General features: G+C 54.3%; 16 protein-coding genes and 1 tRNA gene. 8 read left to right on the forward strand and 9 right to left on the reverse strand.

Going from position 1 to position 18,963, the window contains the following annotated elements; translation table 11 throughout:
* Positions 1 to 11: 11 nt before the first annotated feature.
* The 6 genes from AEAE_RS04275 to pulA form a co-directional block, all read right to left on the reverse strand.
* Entirely contained in the window at positions 12 to 911 is a 900-nt protein-coding gene (locus tag AEAE_RS04275) for a purine nucleoside phosphorylase YfiH/LACC1 family protein (protein WP_094689881.1), read from the reverse strand.
* A gap of 12 nt (positions 912 to 923) precedes the next feature.
* A complete protein-coding gene (locus AEAE_RS04280; protein ID WP_094689882.1) occupies positions 924 to 1,799 on the reverse strand; it encodes an aldo/keto reductase in 876 nt (291 codons plus the stop codon).
* 282 nt (positions 1,800 to 2,081) lie between these two features.
* Entirely contained in the window at positions 2,082 to 4,802 is a 2,721-nt protein-coding gene (locus AEAE_RS04285) for a polyribonucleotide nucleotidyltransferase (protein ID WP_094689883.1), read from the reverse strand.
* A gap of 131 nt (positions 4,803 to 4,933) precedes the next feature.
* Entirely contained in the window at positions 4,934 to 5,203 is a 270-nt protein-coding gene (rpsO, locus tag AEAE_RS04290; protein ID WP_094689884.1) for a 30S ribosomal protein S15, read from the reverse strand.
* A gap of 182 nt (positions 5,204 to 5,385) precedes the next feature.
* A complete protein-coding gene (locus AEAE_RS04295) occupies positions 5,386 to 6,072 on the reverse strand; it encodes a hypothetical protein (protein ID WP_094689885.1) in 687 nt (228 codons plus the stop codon).
* A 132-nt stretch (positions 6,073 to 6,204) separates the two neighbouring features.
* Positions 6,205 to 8,277 carry a type I pullulanase gene (gene pulA / locus AEAE_RS04300; RefSeq protein WP_094689886.1) on the reverse strand — a complete coding sequence of 691 codons (2,073 nt, stop codon included), beginning with the start codon at positions 8,275 to 8,277 and terminating at the stop codon, positions 6,205 to 6,207.
* 274 nt (positions 8,278 to 8,551) lie between these two features.
* On the opposite strand from pulA, the gene AEAE_RS04305 reads away from it, so the two are divergent.
* From AEAE_RS04305 to AEAE_RS04325, 5 genes are all read left to right on the forward strand, one after another.
* A complete protein-coding gene (locus AEAE_RS04305; RefSeq protein WP_094689887.1) occupies positions 8,552 to 9,355 on the forward strand; it encodes a hypothetical protein in 804 nt (267 codons plus the stop codon).
* Between the two features lie 167 nt (positions 9,356 to 9,522).
* A complete protein-coding gene (locus tag AEAE_RS04310) occupies positions 9,523 to 10,467 on the forward strand; it encodes a glycosyltransferase family 8 protein (protein WP_179373187.1) in 945 nt (314 codons plus the stop codon).
* Positions 10,460 to 11,455 (forward strand): glycosyltransferase family 8 protein, encoded by a 996-nt coding sequence (locus tag AEAE_RS04315; protein WP_158520495.1) that lies wholly within the window; start codon positions 10,460 to 10,462, stop codon positions 11,453 to 11,455. Before AEAE_RS04310 ends, AEAE_RS04315 begins: the two co-directional genes overlap by 8 nt.
* Positions 11,456 to 11,579: 124 nt before the next feature.
* Complete coding sequence (locus AEAE_RS04320; protein ID WP_094689889.1) at positions 11,580 to 12,665, forward strand: lysophospholipid acyltransferase family protein; 1,086 nt, start codon at positions 11,580 to 11,582, stop codon at positions 12,663 to 12,665.
* Between the two features lie 194 nt (positions 12,666 to 12,859).
* Positions 12,860 to 12,930, forward strand: a tRNA-Gly gene (locus AEAE_RS04325).
* A gap of 146 nt (positions 12,931 to 13,076) precedes the next feature.
* Here the strand turns inward: AEAE_RS04325 and AEAE_RS04330 are convergent.
* The gene (locus AEAE_RS04330) at positions 13,077 to 13,544 is read right to left on the reverse strand and encodes an MmcQ/YjbR family DNA-binding protein (RefSeq protein WP_211277524.1); all 468 of its coding nucleotides are present in this window, start codon (positions 13,542 to 13,544) and stop codon (positions 13,077 to 13,079) included.
* A gap of 52 nt (positions 13,545 to 13,596) precedes the next feature.
* Positions 13,597 to 14,157, reverse strand: a complete 561-nt coding sequence (locus tag AEAE_RS04335) for a pyrroline-5-carboxylate reductase family protein (RefSeq protein WP_094689890.1) — start codon at positions 14,155 to 14,157, stop codon at positions 13,597 to 13,599.
* A 164-nt stretch (positions 14,158 to 14,321) separates the two neighbouring features.
* Between AEAE_RS04335 and AEAE_RS04340 the strand changes: the two genes are divergently transcribed.
* Complete coding sequence (locus AEAE_RS04340; RefSeq protein ID WP_094689891.1) at positions 14,322 to 15,086, forward strand: SDR family oxidoreductase; 765 nt, start codon at positions 14,322 to 14,324, stop codon at positions 15,084 to 15,086.
* Positions 15,087 to 15,139: 53 nt separating this feature from the next.
* Here the strand turns inward: AEAE_RS04340 and AEAE_RS04345 are convergent, their stop codons facing one another.
* The gene (locus AEAE_RS04345) at positions 15,140 to 16,456 is read right to left on the reverse strand and encodes a CapA family protein (protein ID WP_094689892.1); all 1,317 of its coding nucleotides are present in this window, start codon (positions 16,454 to 16,456) and stop codon (positions 15,140 to 15,142) included.
* A gap of 242 nt (positions 16,457 to 16,698) precedes the next feature.
* On the opposite strand from AEAE_RS04345, the gene AEAE_RS07070 reads away from it, so the two are divergent.
* Entirely contained in the window at positions 16,699 to 16,989 is a 291-nt protein-coding gene (locus tag AEAE_RS07070; protein WP_420809200.1) for a hypothetical protein, read from the forward strand.
* Positions 16,990 to 16,998: 9 nt separating this feature from the next.
* Complete coding sequence (locus tag AEAE_RS04355) at positions 16,999 to 18,921, forward strand: hypothetical protein (RefSeq protein ID WP_094689893.1); 1,923 nt, start codon at positions 16,999 to 17,001, stop codon at positions 18,919 to 18,921.
* Positions 18,922 to 18,963 lie beyond the last annotated feature (42 nt).

Raw genomic sequence — 18,963 nt, forward strand, 5'->3', positions numbered from 1 at the left:
GCTCAAGATTATCACAGCTGAGGTTCGGGCACGATGATGTTCATAAACCTGCCGTTGCACTCAGGCCGCATGCTCTTCGTCCACTCGCGATAAGAGTAAAGCAGGGGATTTTCCAGCGTACACCCGGCGTGCTGCATCCCGTGGGGATTGACGGCAGGGTTGATGAGACGGCGCTGATAATCTGGAGAAATGCTGGCCCACAGTTTTTCGGTTTGCTCGCCGATTGCCGGGTCATCACTGTGAACCGTGGCCTCGCGCCAAGGGCTCAAGGAAAGCTCAAGCAACAGTGCGGCGCTCATATCGATGCCGCGGCCAGAAAAGCGCGTCAGCGTTGAGCAGCCGGGGAATTGCGCTTCAAAAGCGGTGGCAATCTCGTCACCAGTTTCGTAACAGTCGCCGCAAATATGAGGGCCAATCCAGATTTCCGTCGTAGTAGGCTCGGCACCCTTCTCACCCATCATTTTCAGCGTTTCGAGCATCACGCCATTTTCCACTCCCCTGCGCCCCGCGTGGCAAGCAGCAAAAACGTGGTGAGTGGTGTCAGCGAAGAGGAGTGGCGTGCAATCTCCCGTAAAGATTGCCAGGGCGACATCATCGCGCGTGGTTACCATGCCATCCGCATCGGTGTGCTCCTGGTCAAGTCCTGCCTGGTCGAGGTCGATCACGGTGTTCGAATGCACCTGGTGGAGCAGGACGAGCTTGCGGTGGAGCAGCTTTTCCAATTGAGCACGATGCTCATCGATGAGCGTTACATCTTGGCCCATTTTTCGCGCGGTAATTTCCGAAAGGTTGAAATCAGACGGAAAATGCGAGCCCACCGAATCAGGGTCCAACGCTGTGGTGTAGGCAACAGCTACTTTTTTCGGATCCGATAAGGTGAGACTCGCATTCAACAATCCGCTGTAATTCATACTGCGAGACTATCAGCCGCGGTTGAGCAGCTCCATCTCCTCAGCGCTCAGCTCAAGCACGCTGGCATGCAAAGAGTCGAGAATCGTCTGCGGACGGTGAGCACCAGGAATGGTGAAAACGTGCTCACCTTGAGCAAGCTCCCACGCCAAAATCACCTGCTGGTAGCTCACACCATGCTTCGTGGCTACTTGCTTGAATGGCTCAAACTTGCTCTCATCCACTGCACGTCGGTAACCACCCAGAGGGCTCCAGCACACAAAAGCCAGACCAAGCTTGGCGCAGTAATCCAGAATATCCCGCGTGGAGCGGTATACCGGAGAATACTGGTTTTGCACGGCGACGAGCTTGTCACCCAAAATGGAGCGGGCGATATCAATCTGCTCGACGGAGGCGTTAGAAATACCGATAGTCTTAGCAACTCCCTCATCAGCAAGCTGCTTCATGGCCTCGATCGACTCGGCATAATCGACCTTCGGGTCAGGACGGTGCATGTAGAGCAGGTCGATAGCGTCAACACCCAAGTTTTCCAAGGATTCGTGAGCATCGTGGATCAGACGCTCCGGGCGAGCATCCTGGCCCCAGGTAGGAACACCGTCAGTGAAGTTGCGGAAATGGCCGACCTTGCTGGCCACGATAACCTCTTCACGAGGCCCATCCCAGGTAGAGAGTGCCTGGCGGACCAAGCGTTCGTTGGCGCCTGGCTCTTTTCCAGATTCGTAGTAAGCCCATGCGGTATCCAGGTGGCGGCAGCCGGCGTCGAGGGCTGCGTGAATGGTTTCCACGCCTTTTTCTACGCCAAGGTTGTTTTCCAGTGAGAGTGGCATGCATCCCAAACCGATGCTCGTCGTGGTGTACGGGCCGAGCTTGCGCAGTGCGTTCGTGCTCATTTCATCTCCTTTGATTGATGACCGTTTATTCATTGCAGTTGGTTGATGACTGTTGATTGATGACCACTGATTGGTGGTACACAGCCAGTCATACAAAAAGCCTCAGAATAACCGAGTGTTTCTTCATCAGGGCACTTCACAATAAAGTCCCTAAGAACATGACTCGGTCATTCTGAGGCCTAGTTTATACGCTCCTCGTTCAGCGTGAGCTGGCAGCGACTTTCAACTGCAAGTCACATGCAGCTGTCAGTCGCGTGCAGCCGTGCGTGCCGCTCGAAAGTATCAGTCCTCGTAGCGGCGGCGCACAACGCGGCGACGCGGACGCTCGGAACGCTCTACGCGATCCTCATGGTACTCGCGGTAAGCGTTCTCATCAGCGCTGAACTCGCGGTTGCCACGGCTGCGACGTGGACGGTAGCTGCGCTCTTCGTCATCGTAGCGACGACGTGGACGACGCTCAGAACGCTCACGCTCCTGCCTGTCGGAACGATCCTCAGAAGCAGCATCCTCGTCAGCGTCCTCATAGTGACGGCGACGTGGACGGCGTGGCTCGTAATCATCCTCAGCAGCGTCATCATCGCTCATGCGACGGCGAGGACGACGAGCTGGACGAGCAGGCTCTTCATCGTCCTCTTCGTAGTGACGACGCGGACGGCGAGCAGGACGCTCCTGAGCTTCATCGTCATCATCGCTCATGCGACGGCGGGGACGACGAGCTGGACGAACAGAACCCTCATCCTCGTCATCCTCATAGTGACGGCGTGGACGACGAGCAGGACGCTCTTCGCGAGCTGGAGCTTCATTCTCAAAGCCTGGGATTGCCAGAGAGATCTTTCCTCGCTCATCGACACTCTCGACGACAACATCCACGCTGTCGCCTTCCTTGAGAACATCCTCCACACGCTCCACACGCTCGCCGTCGCGCAGGTTGCGAATTTGGCTGATGTGGAGCAAGCCATCCGTGCCAGGAGTGAGGTTGACGAATGCACCGAAACTGGTGGTCTTCACCACAGTGCCAGTGAAGCGTTCTCCAGCCTGAGGAACATGAGGGTTGACAATCTGGTCAATAACGTCAGAAGCCTTCTGAGCAGCTTCACCTTCATCAGAAGCGATGTAGACGGTGCCATCATCTTCAATAGTGATGTCAGCGCCGGTATCTTCCTGAATCTGGTTGATCATCTTGCCCTTCGGTCCAATGATCTCGCCGATCTTATCGACTGGAACGTGCAGGGTCAGGATGCGAGGAGCAGATGGAGCCAGCTCAGCAGGTCCGTCAATGCACTCGTTGATGATCTCAAGAATCGTGCTGCGAGCTTCGTAAGCCTGCTGCAAGGCCTCAGCCAAAATGTCAGCTGGAATGCCGTCAAGCTTCGTGTCGAGCTGAAGGGCAGTGACGAACTCAGAGGTACCAGCAACCTTGAAGTCCATATCGCCAAAAGCGTCCTCAGCACCTTGAATATCGGTGAGGATCTTGAACACCTGCTTGCCGTTGACCTCGCCGGACATCAAGCCCATGGAGATACCAGCAACAGGAGCCCTCAGCGGCACGCCTGCATCGAGAAGAGCCAAGGTGGAAGCGCAGACCGAGCCCATGGAGGTCGAGCCGTTGGAGCCCATGGCTTCAGAGACTTGGCGGATGGCGTAAGGGAACTCTTCTTCGCTAGGGATCACTGGTACAAGTGCACGCTCAGCGAGGTCACCGTGACCAACTTCGCGGCGCTTCGGCGAGCCCAAGCGACCAGTCTCGCCAGTGGAGAATGGCGGCATGTTGTACTGGTGAATATAGCGCTTGGTGTCGGGGCCGGAGAGTGCGTCCATTTCCTGACGCATCTTGAGCATGCCCAGCGTGGTGATACCCATAATCTGGGTTTCACCGCGCTGGAAGAGGGAAGAACCGTGGACGCGAGGAACTACGTCAACCTCAGCGGAGAGGGTGCGGATATCCTTCAGGCCACGGCCGTCAATGCGCTCACCCTTTTCGAGCACGCGACGGCGGACGATGGAGCGCTGCAAAGCCTTGAAGGCGTTGCCCAGCTCGCGGTCCTTCTCTTCGTCGCTCATATCTTCGAATTCAGAGGCGAGGGTTTGGGCAACCTTCTCCTTGATTTCGCGCACGCGCTCCTGGCGCTCGATCTTGTCAGCAATGACGAGTGCTGGGTCGAGGTCGGCGGCGGCGAGCTCTTCGACGCGCTTGTAGAATTCGTCGGTGTATTCAGGGAAGAGCTGGAACTCCTTGGTTGGCTTTGCAGCCTTCTTCTTGAGTTCGTTGATGGCGTCGCACAGGGTGCGGATGAATGGCTTAGCAGCCTCGATACCCTCAGCAACGACCTTCTCGTCTGGCTTGACGCCGTTGCCGTTGTAGATGAGGTCCCAAGCGTTCTTGCCAGCGCCAGCTTCGATCATGGCGATTGCCACGTCGTTGGCTGGGGTGATGCGGCCGGCCACGACGAGCTCGAAGGTGGCCTTTTCACGCTCAGACCAGCGTGGGAATGCCACCCACTGGCCGTCGATCAAAGCCAAGCGCAAGCCGCCAACTGGGCCTTCAAATGGCAGGCCGGAGATGGTGGTGGATGCGGATGCTGCGTTCAGAGCGAGCATATCGTAGGAGTCATCAGGGTCGACTGCCAGCACGGTAGCGGTGATCTGAACCTCGTTACGAAGAGTGTGTGGGAACAGAGGGCGCAATGGGCGATCAATCACGCGGCATGCCAAAATTGCCTCTGTTGATGGGCGACCTTCGCGACGGAAGAAGGAGCCTGGGATGCGACCAGCTGCATACATCTTCTCTTGAACATCAACCGTCAGCGGGAAGAAGTCGTAGTTTTCCTTTGGTGCGTGGCCTGCCACAGTGGTGGACAGGATCATAGAATCTTCATCAAGATAGGCTGCAACGGCACCATCAGCCTGCTGGGCGAGACGACCGGTCTCGAAGCGCAGCGTGCGCTTGCCGAACTTACCATTATCAATAACGGCTTCTACTGCCGTGATATCGGGACCCTCCACGGGTTCCTCCTTTGTTCTACCTAATACCTCACGCGTGTTTTCAGCCCTCTTCCTCGGGCTTTCAGGTCGCGGCGATGACCTTTCCCCTACACGCAAAAAAGCCCAGACACACACGTGCCTGGGCGGAAGACTCAGTGGCGAAGGCCGAGACGCTGAATCAGCGAACGGTAACGATTGATGTCCACCTTGGTCAAGTAATCGAGAAGGCGACGACGCTTACCGATCAGCAGCAGAAGACCACGCTGAGAGTGGTAATCATGCTTATTAGCCTTCATGTGCTCGGTCAGATCAGAAATGCGCTTGGACAGCAGGGCAACCTGAACCTCTGGGGAGCCAGTGTCACCCTCGTGGGTAGCGTACTCGTTGATGATCTGCTGCTTTTCTTCATTGCTCAGAGCCATAGCTCCTCCTTGTGTTCCGTTGCGCGGTGCCTTACCATCATGGCAAGGCGCTCTCTATCCGCGGGCGTTTCACGCCAGCTGTCAGTTTCTCACCACACGCGGACAACTACCGTACTGGTAATCTTGCGCCATTCTTTATGGATTTTCTTAAGATTTCCACCGACGCAACTCACCTGCGAGCCTTAGAGGTTTGCAAAAATAGAGATGCCACCGAAGAGCATGACTATCAGCATCGCCATTTCCACCAGCAAAAACAGGGTAAAAGCCATCCAGCCTTGCAACAAAATGTTGAGTGGAGAATCGCGCTTGACCATCACCAGCAGCAACACGAAAACAACGGCGAAAACCACCAAGCCAAACAAGGATGCCATCAGGCCTAAGTCGATGGCGTCGGCAAAAACGGAGGATTCATCGTAAACCACCCACGTGGAATACCAGAAATTCCATTTGAGCAGCCCCACCCCGGCGAGAAGTTGGACGACGAAGAAATTCGCGTAGGCCAGCCACAGCCAGCCAGCACGACGGGTCGCGCTCATCGCCCGGCCCAAGCAGGCGCACAGCAGGGTGACAGAAAGCCAGGCGACCACTGCCCAACCGCGAGGGTCAATATGTTGGAAGATGCGAATCACCTGGCCCGTCTTGCTCAGCGCCCAGGCTCGACCCATGCCGTAGGGAACGATCATGTCGAAGACGATTGCCACGAAAACACCGATTTTCGCTGCCGTGGATAGCGAGCTTTGCTTCTTTTGGTCGGCCAGCGAGAGGCGATAGTGAGGGGTGAGTGTGGACTCAACACCTTGCGTACTCTGCTCTGCTTTCTCCGCTCTTTCTTGCAAACGCAAAGCAGCGCGCTGTGTTTCGTCGTCCATACTCCCCTCCTCACATCGTCATCATATTGTTCAATGTCGTTGTCACACCTTGAATATGGTTGTCAATTGATTGCGCTGTCAATTGCTCACGCCGTCATCACACGTGGAGCGTCACCTCAGCGCAGCCAAGCCTCACAGCACCGAGCTGCGCAGCACATTCACCGACAACCCAGCAGCTGTGAAACCATGAGCAACCTCGAGTGCACGAGGCTCCACCACCTCAGAATTCTCGCACAACACCTCGTAGTAGCCCGAGCTCACCTCACGCACCTGCTGCGAGACCTCGTTGGCATTGAGAACAACCGTATACGCATGGCTCTCATCGCTCACCCGCCAGGCAACCACACCGTTCTCCATCGCCAGAACCGAAGCATGAGCGTTGATCTGCTGGTAAGAAGAGTAACGGAAGGCAGGAGTCGAAGCACGCAAAGCCCACAAATCACGCACAAAACGAGCTACACGAGCAGCAACAGGGTTTGCCAAACGATTCCAATCAATCGCATTTTGCGTGTCACCGGTGTTGTAGGAGTTGTGCTCTCCATCCTTCGTGCGCAAGAATTCCTGGCCCAGTTGAATCTCTGGAACGCCTTGTGCAAGAAGTGCTGCTGCAGTGGCGAGCATCTGACGACGAGCAACATCCTGCAACTTCTCCCCATCCAGATTCCTCAACACGGGGCTGGAGGTAATCGGGTTTCCTTGCTCATCAAGCTCGGCGTAACCCAAACTAATAGCAAGTTTATCGAAAAGAGTCATTCCGTCGTGAATTTCCGCATATTGCACCACTTGCGAGGCGTCTGCATGGTTCATCGCCGTTCCATGGCTCTTGACAATCTCTTCGTCTTGGGTTGGCTGAGTTCCCAGCATGTTGTAGGCGATAATCCGCTCTTTTCCTGGCTGGCCGGTAACAAAGCCTCTCGATGTCGGCTCGGAATCGAAGTCGGCACCCTTGAGATTGTCACGCAGAGAATCGTTAAAGAAGCCCACCGTTGAGCCAGTGCGGGAACCTCTTCCCTCTTGGTTATCCACCAGATTGGCATATTCCTGAACCGTCATCTGTTCAGTAGGAAGATCCGCGTGCATATCCCAGCCTTCACCGTAAGCCAGAATACTGGTGTCAATCTCATCCATCATCGCGCGAGCTTGACGAATGGTTTCGTTATCAATCAAGCCCAAAATGTCGAAGCGGATACCGTCGAGGCGGAAGTTTTCAATCCAGTAGCGCAAGGAGTCGATGATGTACTTGCGCCCCATCGCGCGCTCGCTTGCCACATCGTTGCCACAGAAGGAGCGCGAGGTGAGCTTGCCATCAACCGTGCGGAAGAAATAGCCCGGAACGCTCAGCGCCAGCGGATGCGTTTTCAGCGAGTACACGTGGTTGTACACCACATCCATCACCACGCGGATACCCGCTTCATGCAGCGCTCGAACCATGAGCTTGGCTTCGCGAATGCGCGTAGCCGGGTCATACGGGTTCGTCGAGAACGAGCCTTCCGGAACATTGTAATTGAGCGGATCATAACCCCAGTTGTAGTTGTCATCCGAGAATGGCTTGGTTTCATCAACGGATTCGAAGTCGTACATCGGCATAATCTGCACGTGAGTGACGCCAAGCTTGACCAAGTAATCGAGGCCGGTCGACTTGCCAAAGCTATTCGTGGTGCCCTTTTCCGTCAAACCCAGGAACTTACCGCGATGAGCCTCGCTCACGCCAGAAGTCGGGGAAATAGTCGAGTCGCGAACGGAGAGCTCAGCGATGCGCGCATCGGTTTGCAAGCTCGAGAAGTGCGACATGCGCGGAAAGTCAGGAATCGTCATCTGCTCTGGCGCAAGAACCACACTGCGATGGCCGTTCACCACTGCAGCAACGGCATAAGGGTCAGGAGTGGTGTTTGATGAGCCGTCTTCAAAAGTGACCTGGTAATCATAGGCCTGGTCGCGCAAGTCGCCGAGGACGGTTGCTGACCACACGCCCTTGTCGTGGCGAGCCATGGCAACGCTTTCGCGCAGTGGGGCGTCGCTGCTCTGGTCGCTGTCGTACAAGTTGAGGCTCACCTGGGCTGCGGTTGGTGCCCAGATGCGGAAGGTGGTGGCGTCGGGGTTCCATTCAAAGCCCAGATCGTTGCCGTCGTAGGCGTAGAGGGCGTCGAATTCAGGTGAACCAATTTCTACACCGTGGTAGGAGCCGCTGACTGCTGTGTTGTCCATCGTGTCTCTTTCTTCGCTGGCGCGCGCCCGTTCGCTTCACTGCTGCTCGTGCGCGTGCAAAAGTCGTTGTGTCTGTACCCGCATCCAGCTTAGCCGAAAGGCGGGCGCACTCGCCGGGCAACTCACTGCCTCTGGGTGGCAGCTCGCGTTGCCTCTCCTCCAAGCTCCAGCCCATGCGGGCCACCGCCGCCACTACCTCTCCTCCAAGCTCCAGCCCTCGCGTCCCCAGGCCTCAACTCCCCCTCGGCACCGGCTCTGGCTATAGTGAAACCTTATGAAACGAGCTCCTCAGGTTGTGACCTACACCTCCACGACGCAAGATTTCGTGAAGTCCGCCGACCAAAACCATCACCTTCCCGCCGGCTACCGCTACTATCACGGCCACGGGCTCGCGCAACGCTGCTTCTACCACATCATCTACTTCCTCGCCTACCTCATTTGTTGCGTCTACGGCTACCTATGGCTCGGCATTCGCATTAAAGGCAAGCGGCAGATGAAGCGTACTTTGCGCAAACTTCACGCCAAGAGCTCCTTCATTTATGGCAATCACACGCTTGCCGGTGGAGACATCGCGTTAAGCGTTTTGATGAACTACCCTCACCATATTTCCGCGGTCGTCGCGCTGGGAAATATCGGCATTCCGGTGATCGGCCCGATGTTGCACCAGCTCGATTTTCTTGCTGTTCCCCACACGCTTGAGGAAAGAAAAAACTTTAAGATTGCCATGACGCATTTGGTCGAGGACGGCACTACCTTCATGATCTACCCGGAAGCTCACGTCTGGCCGTGGTACACCAAGATCCGCGACTTCTCCTCTACTTCCATGCGTTACCCTGTGCGCTTTAAAACCCCGAGTTTCGTTGCCACCACAACCTTCCACCGCAGACGGTTTGCCTGGCTCAACCCGCGCCCCGCCATCACCGTGTACATTGATGGACCTTTTTACCCTGATAATCTTGAGGCAAGCGAACAGGAGCAAAAAGAGAGCTTACACGCCAAGATCGTTGAAACTATGCGTAAGAGGGCGGAACTTTCTGATTATCAGTACGTGATTTATGAAGAACAAGCAGACAAATAAAAACAGTTTGTCAACTCAGATCGGTGAGTGCTGACTTCCCAGACTCTTTGTCTCGTAGAATACCGGAAGGTTTTGTGCGCTTGTGCCTTGTGTGAGTGCTCGGCTGTACTTTCGCTGGTGTGCCTCAAAGCTGAGAAGCAACAGAAAACGATAAAGCGAGGTGACATATGCTCGAGCGCTCACGCACGAGACGACGAGTCACGACCTCACCACATGCTAGGCCTGCCAGCAGCATCAACCTGCTCTACTGCGGCGATCAGAACATGCGAGACGGACTTCTCATTTCTGTGCTTTCGCTGACCAAGCACACATCAACACCTCTCCACGTTTTCGTTCTGACAGCACATGTCAGCACACAAACTCGCGAATTCCTTGCTTTGCAAGAAAGCGATGTCGAAGCTGTGCGCGAGCTGATCACAGAGCATAACGCACAAGGAAGCTTGACTCTCATCGACATCACTGACCTTTTTGAAGCTCAGCCTCCTACGGCCAATATGCAAACGCGCTTCACTCCCCTGTGCATGTTGCGTCTATATGCCGATCAGCTCAGCGCTATTCCTGACCGTCTCCTCTACCTCGACACAGATATTGTTTGCCACAAGCCTTTTGAACAGTTCTACAACCAAAACCTCGATGGCGTCGAACTGGCAGCAGTGCTCGATTATTACGGACGCTGGTTCTTCCGCCAGAGGTATTCACATATGCTTCCTGACTATTTCAATTCAGGAGTGCTCTTGCTCAACATGGCCGAAATTCGCCGCACTGGTCTGTTTGCGCGCTGCCGCGATATGTGTGAAAACAAGTGGATGTTCATGCCTGACCAGTCTGCATTGAATAAATGTGTGCGATCCAAGGTCATTGCCTCCCATCGTTTTAACGATCAGCGCCGCTTCCACTCCAACACAGTTTTCCAGCACTTTACTACCTCCTTCCGCTTTTTCCCCTTGTTCCATGCAGTCAGCGTGAAACCATGGCAGGTGGAAGAGGTCCACTCTACTTTGCATTTGCACGAGTATGACGATTTGCTGGAAGAATTCCAACAGCAACGCTCACAACGCCTTACTGGAATTGACGTTGAGAGCAATACAGAAAGGATCATTGAAGATGAGTGAGCCAACCGCCACCTCCTTGACGGAAACCCAGCCAACTGTGACTGTTTTCTTCGCCTCAGATGAAACGTATGCGCCTTACCTTTCGGTAGCCATTACCTCTCTTCTCGCTAATTGCGACCCGCGTCGCCGTTACCACATCATTGTGCTGGAGCGCGGAATGAGCCATGAGCACCAGCATCAGCTTGTTGGCCTTTCTCAGCCCAATGCCACGGTGGAGATGTGCCATATTTCTGACAAGATCAATGACTTGGTCAATTCAGATAACAACACTTTGGTTGCAGACTATAAGACGACTACACTCTATTTCCGTCTGTTCATTCCTGAGCTTTTCCCCGACATTGATCGTGCCATTTACCTGGATACGGACACCGTTATCACCGACGACGTTGCACAGCTGTATGACATCGACTTGCAAGGTAACCTCATGGGTGCCGTCCATGATCAAACCATGGATGTGCAAGAAGCTTTGATTCGCTATTGCCAGGCTGAGCATGGTTTTGATACTCGCGGTTACATCAACTCTGGTGTACTTCTGATGGATTGCCAGCGCTTGCGCGAAATCAACTTTGTTCAGCAGTTTACTGAGCTGCTCAACACCTATCACCCTGAGCTTGCCGCCGTCGACCAGGATTACATCAATGCCATGCTTCATGACAGTCTCCTGTTGCTCGATCCACGCTACAACGTGTTGAGCGCCAATGGACCAGACGATGTTGCTGATCCGTGCATCATTCATTTCAACCTCTTCAACAAGCCGTGGAATTATCCTGATGTGTTGCGAGCAGACATCTGGTGGAAGTATGCAGCGCAGAGCCCAAACTATGAGGAACTGTTGTTGCGTTTACAGAACTTCCCTCCTATCAACCGTGAGCTGGACGAGTTGAAGAAGCACCGTTTGATGAATCAAGCGTGGGCGATTACCGATCATGCGAACCCCACTTTTGCTTCATTGATTAAAGATGGTGTTCAGGTTCGCGTGAAGATGTGAGCCGAGTTGCGCCAGACGTACCCGTCGTACGCGCGCGCAACGCTCAGCACTGTGCAACCTCACAGCCGTCCAGCAGCCGTCCAGCAGCCCGTAACTTCGTATTCGCTTGAGGAAAGGAGCCATCGTGATCGTCGGTGGAGATAAGCAAGCGGTAATTGACAATATTCAGCGCAATTTTGCCCTGGGTGAGATGAACCGTAAGGTGGAAATCAACGACCCGAAAATTACTGACCGCAATGCCCGCCTTTCCCTTGTTGAGCGTCACCTCGCGTACACGAGAACTTGGCGTTATACCGCGAAGAACTGGGCTGCTCGCACCATCGTTCACGCTCTGGCGGACCTGCTCAACTGGCGTACCAAGTACGTAGGCTTGGAAAAGGTGCATTCCATCCGCTCGGGCGCTATCGTCACGTCGAACCACTTCTCTCCTTTGGAGAATATGACGGTGACGGCTGCTATGCGGCACTCTGGCCATCGTCGTACCTACATCATCAGCCAGGATACGAATTTTGCGATGCCCGGATTCTTGGGTTTCTTCCTGAAGTATTACGACACCATTCCAATTACTAAGAGCCACGTGTACCTCTCGCGTCAGTTCCCAGCCATCATCGACCAGCTGCTCTCTCGCGGCCGTTTTGTGCTGATTTACCCTGAAGAGGAAATGTGGTTTAACTACCGTCGTCCTCGCCCGGAAAAGCATGGCGCTTTTGATTTTGCTGCTCGCGCGGGCGTGCCGATTGTTCCGTGCTTTGTGGAGATGCGCGATAAGAAGTCTGCTGATAACGAGCAGTTTATGAAGACGCGCACGATCATTCACATTCTTGACCCGATCTACCCTGACCCTGAATTGTCGGTGCAGGAGAATTCTTCCTTCATGCGCGCTCAGGATTACCGCGAGAAGGTTGAGGCGTACGAACGCATCTACGGCAAGAGTGTTGATGCTCCGCTGAGCGCTGAGGACATTGCTGGTTGGCGTGAGCCTCTGAAAACTGCTGAGCAGCTGGGCTTGGATGCTGAGCTCGACTCTGCTTTTGACTTGGAAACTCGCTCTTCGGCCGTTGAGGCGCTGGCTCGTAAGGAAGAGAAGAAGGCCGCACGTCAGGCTCGCTGGAAGCGTTCCACTTCCCGTCGCTCGTCGCAGAACGCTCCAGATTATCAGTCCGCTGAATCTTCCGACGAGCTTTCTTCGGCAGAGCAAGCCGCTGAATAACCCACCTCCTCTGAACAGCCAGCTTCCTGCGAATGAGCAGCTGCCTCGGCGGCAAGTGCTCGGTCAAGTCACAAGGGGGTGCCTTCTGTTCTTTCAGCTGGCACCCGTTTTCTCGCTCGAGCGTTTTTCAATCTGCCTTTTTCGTGTGTTGCCTAGACCTTTGTGCAAATCTGTGGCATACTAGTTTTTTGTTCGCGGGCGTAGCTCAATGGTAGAGCCTCAGTCTTCCACACTGATTACGCGAGTTCGATTCTCGTCGCCCGCTCTCAGCTATCGTTGCGAGTTCATTATATTTTCTTGTTGTTCGTAGATTTGACGTGTCATCTTTCTTGCAACAGTGCGTTCAGCATGAGCAGCACAAGATTGTCACTACACGAAACCGCCCCCGAACGGTGAAATGGCTTGTTTACCTCACTGCAGGTAGGAGCGCGGATCCACCGGCTGCTCGCGTTTGGGCAGCGTCTCCACGACAAGCGCGTACGATTGCTTGACGAGCTCGCGCACTAGCCCCACCGTCACAGCTTCACCAGGCGCAATGGTAATCCAGTGCTTCTTGTTCATGTGGTAGCCCGGGCTGATCGATGGAAAGTCGGCGCTCAGGGAAAGAACATCTTGAGGGTCTGCCTTGAGATTAACAATCCGCTGATCCCTGACCGTGGAGATCATGAACCACTTGCCTTTGACTCGGGCCGCATCCCACTCGAAAGAGAACGGGTAGAGTTCTGCGGCAGGCAGCTGCTCGGCTGTTTCTTTCACCGTGTTCCACAGCAGCTCATCGCTCATCACCGGCGTATTTTCGTCGCCAGAGGTCGTCATTTCCTCGTCGCCGGAGGTCGGTATCCCCTCATCCCTCACCGCAGGCCTATCTTCGTCGCTCATCACTCCCCTCCTTCCCGCTCACCTCGATCAGCGCGAAAGATTATCAGCTCGTTTACTTCCGATCGCATTCCACACTCGCCTGCACTGCTTGAACTACTGCTGGGGCGAATCCGTTCTTTTCCAATGCCACAACTCCTGCAACCGTGGTTCCACCAGGAGATTGCACGCAATCAGCCGTATCAGCTGCTGAAACGCCTTGCTTCAACTGCTCAGCAACCAGTGCAGCCGATCCTTCAACCGCGCGAGCCGCAATACGCGTCGCCATAGTCTTGTTGAAACCGTAGTAAACGCCCGCCCTCGCCAGCGCATCAATGTAGAGTGTGGTGAAGGCTGGAGAGCAACCGGCGAGTGCAGAGAATAGCGAGAAATCCTTCTCTTCAATCTCTTCAACGCTTCCTACCGCGGTGAAAATCTTGCGAGCAGTGTCAATCTCATCAGAAGTGCAAGCCGAACCAGGGCACAGAGCCGTCATCGAGCGGCCAATGCGTGCGCCAACATTAGGCATGGCGCGCAGAACAGGGATGTCAGGGCCAGCAGCTTCTTGCAATTGGGCGAGGCTTACCGATGCGGCGACAGAGATTACCATGGCTCCTGCTCCGACGAAACCCAGCATGCTGGTCTCCTTTCTGCTTCAGTGGTGGCGAAGAAAACTCGCGGTAACAGGATTAGTTTAGGCTCAAACCCAGTGATTGTCTTCAAGGCAAGCCGCGCTGTGCCGCTGGTTGCACTACGGTGAGCGCGCTTGAAGAATGTCGGTAAGAACAGAGGAGTTGGACTATGCGAATTTTGGTGACGGGAGCTTCTTCAGGTATTGGTGAGGCTACGGTACGCGCGTTGGTGAAGGAAGGCCATGAGGTTGTCGCGACTGCTCGTCGTGCTCAGCGTTTGGAAAAGCTTCACGAACAGACTGGCGCTACGGTGATTCCTGCTGATTTGACGAAGCCAGAGGATGTTACTCGTCTGGTCGAGCAGGCGGGAAGCACTGATGCGCTGGTGAATAATGCGGGTGGTGCCCGCGGCTCCGATCCTGTTGCTACCGGGAAACTTGAAGATTGGCAGGCAATGTATGAGCTCAATGTGCTCGCCACCTTGCGTTTAACACAGGCGCTCTTGCCTCAGATTCGCGAGAAGAATGGCACGATTGTGTTCATCACTTCGACGGCTGCTCATGAAACCTATGTGGGTGGTGCTGGCTACACGGCAGCCAAGCATGCCGAGGCAATGATTGTGGAAACGTTGCGCTTGGAGCTGGTCGGCGAGAATGTTCGCCTCATTGAGATCTGCCCTGGCATGGTGAAGACGGAAGAGTTTTCTCTCAACCGTTTGGGCAGTAAAGAGGCTGCTGAGAAGGTGTATGCCGGTGTTGACCAGCCGCTGCTCGCCAAGGATATTGCCGATGTGGTGGCTTTTGCCATTTCTCGTCCCAGCTATGTGAACTTGGATCGTATTGTTATTCGCCCGGTTGCTCAAGCGAATTCGTGGACGGTTGCCCGTAAGGGTACGAGTGATGGTGAACTGCCTACCTCGCCACTGGCTGATTGAGTGGGAAACTGAAGGCTGAACCGAACCGAAAACTGAGCCGAACTGGACTGGCTTTACGAGTTCAACTTCCATGGGCGCACAACATTAGGGTCAGCACCCTTGGAGTAGATCACTGATTGCAAGCGGTTTCTTATCGCAGTGTCTTGTTGAGCAGACCAACACGGTCCATCGGGCTGGTCTTCTCCCAGCGAACACCAGTGGTAGCGTCCTGCTCGCATATTGGCACTTCCCACCCAGTCGATGTTTTGAACGTGCCAGGATGCACGATCACCCTGGTAGCCTGCAAAGGTAATGCGAGCAGTCATGCCCTGGTTGTTGGAGATGCGCTCAGCCGGTGCACTTTCCGTAACAGTGTTGCCCGTGCCGTAAATGATCCACGTGTTGTTGTAGTTCTCAATGGGCTGCACGCTGTGGCTTCCCGCACCATAGATCAGGTCGAAAATACCCAGGTCGGCAAGCTCATGAGCCGAGTCCACCTGCCAGCTATCGGCGTAGTCAATGTATTCTTGCACGGAATGCATGGCGAAGACGACCAGGTCAGCACCTTCTTCCCGCGCCATTTTTGCTTGGTCGACGATGCGTTGAACATCGGCCGCATGGTGAGGGTCTTCTCGACCACGCAAACGGTCAATCATCCAATCCTCATCTGGCACTAAACCATTGACGGAAACCGTACCAGTGATAACGGCGATGCTCGGGCCGCCATCTGCGCTGTGCAGAATCATTGGCTTGATCTGGTCTTGGCTCGTGTATGAGCCGACTTGTTGCAAACCGTGATCTTGCATTTCTTGGCGCAAGAGTGCGATGCCGTCAGCATGCTGATCCCACGAATGGTTCGTCGCATGCGTGCACCCTTGGTAACCTACTTTGGCTGCTGCATCAACAACTTCCGGCGGGATAGCAAAAATCGGGTAGGCGCTGTAAGGGCCACCGCGATGAGCGATTGGGGTTTCGAACTCGCATACGGCAATATCAGAAGCATCAATGTAGGGTTTGAGCGAAGCGAAGAGGTCGGTGAAATCGAAGGCGCTTCCGTCTGCTGCCGAAGGGTTGCGCGCATATTGGTTCCACAAGCCTGCGTGGAAGAGCAGGTCGCCGTTGACGAGCAGGGAGACGCAGTCGGTTGCGCTGCAGTTTGCGGTTTTGCCATGGTGAGGCACGTGTGCAGCCGGAACTTCACTCTTTTTGCTGAGCGCCTTCTTCACTGGCTTCTCTACGCTTGTTGCCGCAAGCTGATGCGTGAACAGGGCGCGAGCTGGATTGAAAGTGAAGATGAGGGCAAGGCTCACGATGAGCACTACGAAAGCTGCGATCACTGCACTCAAGTAGGTGCGTGATCGTGGTTGTTGTTGAATGTGTTCACCGTGCATTGTCCACCTCTTCCCCGTATGTTTGTACTCCCTCTAGCTTAGCGCCAACCACGTCCTCAGTTATCTTTGACGAGGCTTCGCATTCGTTTCGTTTCTGAGGCTCAGCAGGCTGGTAATCTCAGTATTTCCCAAGATTATCAGCCCTTCAAATCCCCTGTGCGCCACAAGGTTTTCTCCCCTGCTCGCATCGCAGCGATGCTGCTACATGGTTACCTGCAAATAAGAGCTTCCGTTGTGAGTATGTGGCTCGTCAGATTGGAGTGAAGAAGAAGTATTCGCTCTGGGTGACTTCTGCGGAGCATGATGCGATGCAGCGTGTGCTCACCGCATTCCCTGACCAAAAAGTTCCTGCTGATGGCGGTGTGGCAAACAAGGACGCTCTCAGCGCACAGGCTTCTTCTGCACAACCGGAAAATCGATCCTCTCATTCCGGTACTACCTCTACGAGGAGTACTTCTCCTCGGCAGAGCTCCCCCTCACCATCGGGGAACAACTGCAGGCAAGCTGCTGAGCTGATGCCTTCCTTGTTCTAAGATGAGCTTATGGAAGAGCACGCGAGCGAACCTCTCATTACCCCTGCGAACTCACCTGCGAGCGAGCCATCGAGAACATCACCGAGCACATCGCAGAACACCCCTCGTCATAAGAGAGTTCTGCGAATAATCGTGCTCATCCTTGCTTCACTCATCACTCTCTGCGCGCTCATACTGGGAATGATCTGGTCGAATTTCACTGAAACTGGTTGGCAGTCAGGCTGTATTGCCATCCAAATACCTGACGGCAATTCCCATCACAGCTCTGATCACAGCTCCGATCAAACCTCCAATAAAACGTCCGCTGACACCTCAGGAACTTCTCCCAACAATTCTGCTTCTTCTCAGCACTCCTCACGCTCAGTAAACAACACCAAACATCAGCATTCTTCCTCCTGCACGGATTCCACCACCAGGTTTTCTGACGCTCAGATGCGCGATAAGGAAACAATCACCTACTCGGTGGAGCAATGGTTCCGCGATTGGATTAACCTGCACCAGCGCTGGACTACCGCACCTAATAAACAGATTGCGCAGCTTGATAATCTCAGGGTAAACTTCCTGTCCACGCCAGTCGAAGACTCCGAGCAAACTGATTCCAGCGTGGAAAACAAGCCAAACCGCTTTGCCGACGAGGCTTTCGTCAACGTCATCATGGACTTCACCCCTCGCTTCAGCGCATGGGAAGCCTTCTCTGCCGACCAACTTCTGCAACCGCTTTTCTTCAACGGCACTACGATTCATGTCGATATGATTCTCGAGCTCAGTTTGACGGCGAAACACTACTCGATCCTTGAGGCGATGACCGAGGCACGCTACCAGATTTTCACTGAACCGCAAACCCTTGAACCACCTCGACCCCAGCATCCCACTTATTTGCCGAAGGCTGGCCAGAAAAATACGTACGAGATTACCAGGAATTCCTTACTCGTCACCTACGATGGGAACAACTGGGTTTCCGTTCCCGGCCCGGATGGCAACAATGCCGTGGACGGGCTTGCCTATTTGGATGATCATGCAATTACTGCTCAGTTGCCGGTGAATTCCTATGTGATTTCGCCTGAGTTTACTGGTTTCTTGTATGACATGTCGAAGAGCAAGATGACCGGGCAGGCTGCTTCGAACTCGAACACGCCTGATTCGTCAACTGACAGTGATTCAGCACAGGTCAATCCTTCTCAAGGAAGCCCATCTGACGCTCATCCATCTCAGAGCAATGACCGTTACTCCTATGATCCCAGTGATCCTGACCAAGCTGCGCTCATCTTCTCTCTTGATGAGGGAAAGAACTGGTATTACTCGCCTCTCGGCCATGGATTTTTGGACAGTGCGTACATTTCGTACGCTCAGGGACGCATTTTGGTCGGTTATGACGTGGATGCAGCTTTGGGCTCTGAACTGATGAATGTGGCGATCTCCCCTGTTCCTTCTGCTGATCAGCTTGCTCACGCTTCGCAGTTGAATTCTGCCTCACCCTCTCACGGTTCTGGGAGTTCAGGCAATGCACCTTTGACTTCTGTGTCGTTGCCCTGGAAAGCAATTGTGCCGAGTGAGCGTGCTGATGACGTGAACTTGGCAACCCTGCTTCCTCAAGGGACAATTCTGATAGGCTACAGCGGTCATGAGAGTAACCCGCAGAAGCCTGCACAGTTGTACACCTCTACCGATGGAAGCTCATTCACGAGTGTCAGCGTTCCTGCAAGTGCTGATTCTCAAAAGCTTGGCTGGGAGCCCTTTGTTGTTCCTCGCCGAGTAGAAATTGACGCGAATGGCAATGTGTTTGTCGCTATCGGTCAAGGTCAAGATGGTGACTATGCACACAACAAGCGCTTCTACGAGGGCATCTATCAGCTCTTTGACGCTGATAGCAATCACCCTCGTTTAGATTTTGTACGCTCGCAACTGCAACCAGAAGTTCAGCTTCCAGGCTAAACCTTCACTGAACTTCTGGTTCGCAATATGGCGACCGCCACT

Source organism: Aeriscardovia aeriphila (assembly GCF_002259595.1).
Lineage (GTDB): Bacteria > Actinomycetota > Actinomycetes > Actinomycetales > Bifidobacteriaceae > Aeriscardovia > Aeriscardovia aeriphila.